This window comes from Roseovarius amoyensis (assembly GCF_003260265.1).
In the GTDB taxonomy this organism is placed as follows: Bacteria; Pseudomonadota; Alphaproteobacteria; order Rhodobacterales; family Rhodobacteraceae; genus Roseovarius; species Roseovarius amoyensis.
Genome location: NZ_QITQ01000060.1, coordinates 1 through 3523 on the forward strand (window position 1 = coordinate 1; position 3523 = coordinate 3523).

A 3523-nucleotide genomic window follows, 5' to 3' on the forward strand; every position below is an offset into this window, starting at 1 on the left:
GGAGCAATTGGAACTCTTCGATGCACTGAGCCTGAAAACACCCTCCTGAAACGGCCCGGTTGTGGCAAAAGCAGATATCCCGCATCAATAATATCAATCACTTACGCGTTTAACTGTTGAAGTTGGGTTGCACGGAACGGTTGAGTCTCGTTGGGGCGCGATGTACTGGAATTACGCATTGCTTTGACTGGATTTTCTGGAGCGAGCGGACAGATGGATAAAGTGTTATCCCAGCTGACGACGCTCAACCGTCGGACCAAACAAGCTTTTCAGATGGTGTGCGACAGTCTGCTGGTGGTGGTGTGTTTCGTCATGGCGATGTCGCTGCGACTCGAAAGCAACGCCTTTTTCGCCAGTACCCCGGTCTGGCTGACGATCGTGCCAACAATCCTCGGGACGCTCCTGACGTTTCATGCGCTGGGTCTTTACCGTTCGGTCATCCGCTTTATCAATGGCCACGTCCTGCAGGAGATCCTGATCGGGGTGTTCGCCTCGTCGGTGTTTCTTTTTCTCAGCGCACAGCTGCTGGTGGCACCGGTGCCGCGTTCGGTGCCGGCGATCTATGCGCTGCTGCTCTTCGTGACCGCCGGCGGTCTGCGGTTCCTGATGCAAAGCCTGTTGCGCCAGGTTCGCCCGCACCGACGTCAACCGGTCATCGTCTACGGCGCCGGCGAGGCCGGACGCCAACTGGTGAGCGCGCTGGCGCACGATCGCGAATTCGCGCCGGTGGCGTTCATCGACGACGACCCGCGACTGCAACAAAACTGGGTCGAGGGCAGACGGGTCTATGCCCCCGATCAGTTGCCGTGGCTGATCGAACGCAAGGGTGTCGGCTGCATCCTGCTGGCCATCCCCAGCGCCGGCCGGGGGCGGCGGCGCAAGATCGTCGCCAGCCTCGAGCCGCTTGGCATCGACATCCGCACCATCCCCGGTATCGCCGACATCGTCGACGGCCGCACCACCATGAGCGACCTGCGCCGGGTGACGCCCGAAGACCTGCTTGGCCGCGAACCGGTACCGTCTCGTGACGACCTGATGGCGCGTAACATCACCGGCAAGGCGGTGCTGGTGTCGGGCGCCGGCGGCTCGATCGGCTCGGAACTCTGCCGCCAGATCATCCGTCACGATCCGGCTGTGCTGGTCCTGCTCGAGGTGTCGGAACTCGCCCTTTACACCATTACCGGCGAGTTGCGGGAAACGCTGGAACGCACGGGCCGCAGCCTGCGTATCGAGCCGGTGCTGGGATCAGTCCAGAATCCCCGGCGCGTGCGCGCCATCCTGCGTGGCTTCGGCGTGCAGACGATCTATCACGCCGCCGCCTACAAGCATGTGGTGCTGGTCGAGGAAAACGTGGCCGAGGGCATCCGCAACAATGTCTTCGGCACCCGGGTCATCGCCGAGGCTGCGGCCGAGATGGGAGTCGAGCAGTTCATCCTGATTTCGACCGACAAGGCGGTGCGCCCGACCAATTTCATGGGCGCCTCCAAGCGGATGGCCGAACTGATCTGCCAGGCGCTGGCGCAGGACGCGCCGCGCACCACCTTTTCGATGGTGCGGTTCGGCAACGTGCTGGGCTCGTCGGGCTCGGTCATCCCGCGCTTTCGTGCCCAGATCGAACGCGGCGGGCCGGTCACGGTGACGCATCGCGATATCACCCGCTTTTTCATGACCATCCCCGAAGCCTCGCAATTGGTGATCCAGGCCGGCGCGATGGCCAGGGGCGGGGACGTCTTCGTGCTGGACATGGGCGAACCCGTCCGCATCTTCGATCTGGCACAGACCATGATCCGGCTCCATGGGCTGAAGCCCTATGTCATCGACGAGCAGGGTGGCCAAGGCGGCGAGGACGGCGATATCGGCATACGTATCATCGGGCTGCAAAAGGGCGAAAAGCTCTTTGAGGAGCTGCTGATCGGCGCAAACCCGCGCGGCACCGAGCACCCGCGCATCATGACCGCGACCGAGGTGTCGCTGAGCCGCGACGAGGTGGAATACTACCTCGACCGGCTTGCCCGCGCCTGCCAGGCCTTCGACGTGCCCGAAATCCGCAGGATATTCCTCGCGGCGCCGCTGGCCTTTCAGCCCGATGGCAACGAAGTGCATGACCTGATCTGGAATGCCGCCGGGCGTGACGGGCGCAACCGATGCGACGAACCGCCGCTGATGCTGGTCGAGACCTGACAAAGACCACCGCGCGCGGGCTCCGCACGCAGGCTCCGGGCGCGGTCGGGTTTCCGCCGGGTTCACGGAGAGGGCATATGGCCGCGCCGTCGCCGCGGCGGCGTGTCTTTAGACACGATGGCGGGCGCATCTCCGGGCCGCAAGTCAGACCGTACCGTCGTGGTCGGTCGCGTCCAGGTGGGTCAGGCGCCGCCTGCCATCGGACGTGAGCACCAGCAGTCTTTGCAGTCGGAAGTTGCCTGGCCGTCAGGCGCGATGTGCGCACGAACCATCACGTCGAGGCGAGCCGGAAAACCAATTCCGCCGTCAGAGTGTCGGAGAAACTGGGGACCGCACTGAGGGTCGAACTTGATGGTCTCGTCGTGTTTGCGCACGAAAGCACGGTATCTGGCGGCGCTCCCGGTCTTGGCACGCGTTCTCACACCGTCCTGAGCTGCTCCACGGCGACCGCAACCCGGGTCTGCCCGCCCATGATCTCCATCAGCACCCAGATGCGACGGTCCGGGGCGATGCTCTCGACCGTCGCCACGAAATCCGCAAACGGGCCCTTGGTCACAGTGACCTCATCACCGGGCTTGAGCGGCTTCAACGTCATCAGCCCGCTCTCACGGTCACAGCGCAGCATCAACTGGCTGATCAGGTCGGGCGGTACAGGTGTGGGTTCCTTGCCGAGGGAGACCAGCCGCGTAATGCCGTAGGTGGAGTTGACCGTGCGCCAGCCGCCTCTATTCACATCGAAAGCCACGAACAGATAGCCGGGGAAGAGCGGACGCATCTGGGTGGTGAACTTGCCTCGCGTGCGCCTGGTTTCCTCCTGCAGCGGCAGGAAGGTTCGGAACCCTTGCCGGGCAAGATTGCGTTCGGCGATGCGGTGGCTGTTGGGTTTCATCTGCGCCAGAAACCAAGTGGTGCCACGGTCATGGCAAATCATGAAATCTCCTGCGCTCAAGTTCGAGCGGAAGATGCGCTCAAACTCGAGCGGATTCAACCGATGATTTCTGCAGCTGCGAAGAACACTATCGAGCCATGCGGGCTCAGCGCAAAACCCCCTTGGGTCCGAAATCCGGCGCGCGACCCAAGCTGCCGAACTCGGCTCACTCGCTGGTCAAGATTTACCAGAAGGAGGTCGCGCGCCAGCAGAAGATGGTGCTGAAGGCCGAACATGCACATCAGCAGATCCTGCTGGGGTGACGTCCCGGGAAGTGGTGTAGCTTGCGGTGGCCATCGGGTTTCTCGGTAGGGTCGGGTTGTGAACACCAACCTGAACTGAGGACTACACCCGATGACCAAACAGATGATGGACCTGCGCGCGCTCGTGGAAAAGAGCGCTGATGCCGACCTG

The 3523-nt window shown here is 62.9% G+C and carries 3 protein-coding genes; 2 read left to right on the plus strand and 1 reads right to left on the minus strand.

The window, feature by feature from the left end:
- Window positions 1-213: 213 nt before the first annotated feature.
- Window positions 214-2181: a polysaccharide biosynthesis protein gene (locus tag DL899_RS19005; protein WP_111735882.1), complete on the plus strand. Its 1968-nt coding sequence runs from the start codon at window positions 214-216 to the stop codon at window positions 2179-2181.
- Window positions 2182-2599: 418 nt separating this feature from the next.
- On the opposite strand, the gene nusG is transcribed toward DL899_RS19005, so the two are convergent.
- On the minus strand, window positions 2600-3169 hold the full coding sequence (gene nusG, locus DL899_RS19010; RefSeq protein WP_239494774.1) for a transcription termination/antitermination protein NusG: 570 nt from the start codon (window positions 3167-3169) through the stop codon (window positions 2600-2602).
- Between the two features lie 62 nt (window positions 3170-3231).
- Between nusG and DL899_RS19545 the strand changes: the two genes are divergently transcribed.
- Window positions 3232-3372 carry a hypothetical protein gene (locus DL899_RS19545; protein ID WP_204355373.1) on the plus strand — a complete coding sequence of 47 codons (141 nt, stop codon included), beginning with the start codon at window positions 3232-3234 and terminating at the stop codon, window positions 3370-3372.
- The last annotated feature ends 151 nt before the right edge of the window (window positions 3373-3523 follow it).

Bases quoted from the DNA above. Each gene is read 5' to 3' on its own strand.
- DL899_RS19005 (WP_111735882.1), top strand. From the start codon at position 214: ATGGATAAAGTGTTATCCCAGCTGACGACGCTCAACCGTCGGACCAAA.